4 protein-coding genes are annotated in these 2,007 nt (G+C 41.8%); 1 reads left to right on the forward strand and 3 read right to left on the reverse strand.

From position 1 onward, the window contains the following. Positions 1–809: HEAT repeat domain-containing protein (locus tag V7L05_RS09135; protein WP_335163858.1), on the forward strand; the 809-nt coding region annotated here is incomplete at its 5' end. A gap of 179 nt (positions 810–988) precedes the next feature. Here V7L05_RS09135 and V7L05_RS09140 read toward each other — a convergent pair. The 3 genes from V7L05_RS09140 to V7L05_RS09150 all read right to left on the reverse strand — a co-directional run bounded on the left by V7L05_RS09140 (position 989) and on the right by V7L05_RS09150 (position 1,874). Further along, positions 989–1,231, reverse strand: coding sequence for a type II toxin-antitoxin system RelE family toxin (locus tag V7L05_RS09140; RefSeq protein ID WP_335163859.1), 243 nt, complete (start codon positions 1,229–1,231; stop codon positions 989–991). After that, entirely contained in the window at positions 1,224–1,502 is a 279-nt protein-coding gene (locus V7L05_RS09145) for a hypothetical protein (protein WP_229486677.1), read from the reverse strand. The genes V7L05_RS09140 and V7L05_RS09145 overlap by 8 nt, the downstream gene beginning before the upstream one ends. Positions 1,503–1,568: 66 nt before the next feature. Next, positions 1,569–1,874, reverse strand: a complete 306-nt coding sequence (locus V7L05_RS09150) for a hypothetical protein (protein WP_335163860.1) — start codon at positions 1,872–1,874, stop codon at positions 1,569–1,571. Between the last annotated feature and the right edge of the window lie 133 nt (positions 1,875–2,007).

The raw sequence follows: 2,007 nt of genomic DNA on the forward strand, positions 1-2,007 counted from the left end.
ATACCCAAACGCAAGCGGCATCTAGCTTAGGGCAAATTGACCCTGGCAACCAAAAGGCAATTGATGCTTTGGTGGAGTTAATCGGCAATTTACAGATTGATGCTTTGCTGGAGTGGGAATTAATCGGCAATTCACAGGGGTATTATGATACCCGAACGCAAGCGGCATCTAGCTTAGGGCAAATTGGCTCTGGCAACCAAAAGGCAATTGATGCTTTGGTGGAGTTAATCGGCAATTCACTGGAGGATAATTCTACCCGAAGGCAAGCGGCAGAAAGCTTAGGGCAAATTGACCCAGGCAACCAAAAGGCAATTAATGCTTTGGTGGAATTAATTAGCAATTCACAGGTCAATAATTATACCCGATGGCAAGCGGCAGAAAGCTTAGAGAAAATTGGCTCTGGCAACCAGAAGGCAATTGATGCTTTGGTGGAGTTAATCGGCAATTCACAGAAGGATAATTCTACCCGAAGGCAAGCGGCAGAAAGCTTAGGGCAAATTGACCCAAGCAACCAAAAGGCAATTAATGCTTTGGTGGAATTAATTAGCAATTCACAGGTCAATAATTATACCGGATGGAATTATACCCGATGGCAAGCGGCATCTAGCTTAGAGAAAATTATGTTAAAGGAACAGATGCCGAGTGTTGTCACCGCGTTGAAGGATTACTTATCACCTGAAAGTTACAAAAATGACTTTAAGCGATTTGATAATTGCTACGAAGTTATCTGGAAGTGCGCCCAAAGTATGCCCTACCCCGCTTTTTATCAAGCTTGGCATCAACAAGAGAAAGTGAAAGATGGAGAGTAGGAAAGAAAAATACGGGTGCTGTGTAAAGAAACATTTCTGTGTTTTAGAAGAAAGATATACTAGGCATCTATAATTAAACTTAATCTAACCTCACAACTTCCTCAAATTTCTGAACGGGACTTACCAACTCGCCTTTACGGTTTATATACCTCACTGCGATGAGCGATACTCTTGCAGAGTCACTTCGTGAACGCTACAACAAGTACCTGCACAAGTTCATCGTCTATAGAATAAATGACCCTGTAATCCCCGATTCGGTAGCGATAGTAACCTGCATAATCTCCCTTCAGGGCTTTAATGTTGGGGTGCGATCGAGGAGTTTGTTCTAACTGCTGCAAACATCGGGCAATTTTCTTAGCAAAAGCTTTGTCAGCATTGACATAAACTTCTTGGACATCGGGATGAAGAATAACTTCATACATCAGAGCGAAGAGTTCTCCAGGCGGTATATTGGGCTTTAGGCGTTACTTGATTTTGCTTAACTCGCTCTAACAATCCAGGAATTGCCAAAAGTTCTTGGGTTGCAGCTTCGCTTTCAGCATTTGCCAAATAAGCAGCAAAATCAGTCAGCACCTGTAATCGCTCTGGAGATAGTTGCTGGAGTAAGTCATTAAGCTGTTGCTGCAACTCTGCGACAGAGATCAAATCTGCTGATGACCCATCATCCATCGGAGAATTATCGGTAGTATTCATTGCCTACTTCATAATTTCAAGGTTTAGTTTTTATTATGCCGCGATCACAGGAGATGATGGAAGTAACTAGCTTTTATACTTGACTTTTAACTTCATTGTGCCTAAGCTACCGACTATAAATTCAAACGAACTTGTGTTGTGAACCAAAGCGATCATAATTCTTCCAGGTGCTTTGGTTATCTTAGGGGAAACTGTGGCAGAGGCGATCGCACCTAATAAAACAGACATTGTAAACAGAATGAAAATGCGTAGGCGTAGCCCGCCGCAGGCATCGTTTTTGCGATCGCCCCTTGTAGAGACGCGATTCATCGCGTCTTCTTCCTTCCCATCATTTACATAGCGCAAATAATTCCGAGTTTTTTCGGTTGGCAATTACATCAATGCAAAGCAATAATTGCATAAAATTTTATAGGCTCTCCAAGAGTAGTTATGTTAAAATAACATGAATAAATAAAGCAACCATCAATAAAACTACAGAAGTTAGTGCCATAAGCCTAGTGTTTGA

This window comes from Nostoc sp., assembly GCF_036917755.1.
GTDB lineage: Bacteria > Cyanobacteriota > Cyanobacteriia > Cyanobacteriales > Nostocaceae > Nostoc.

Coding starts and splice junctions, on each gene's coding strand:
- V7L05_RS09140 (WP_335163859.1), bottom strand. CDS start 1,231: ATGTATGAAGTTATTCTTCATCCCGATGTCCAAGAAGTTTATGTCAAT.
- V7L05_RS09145 (WP_229486677.1), bottom strand. CDS start 1,502: ATGAATACTACCGATAATTCTCCGATGGATGATGGGTCATCAGCAGAT.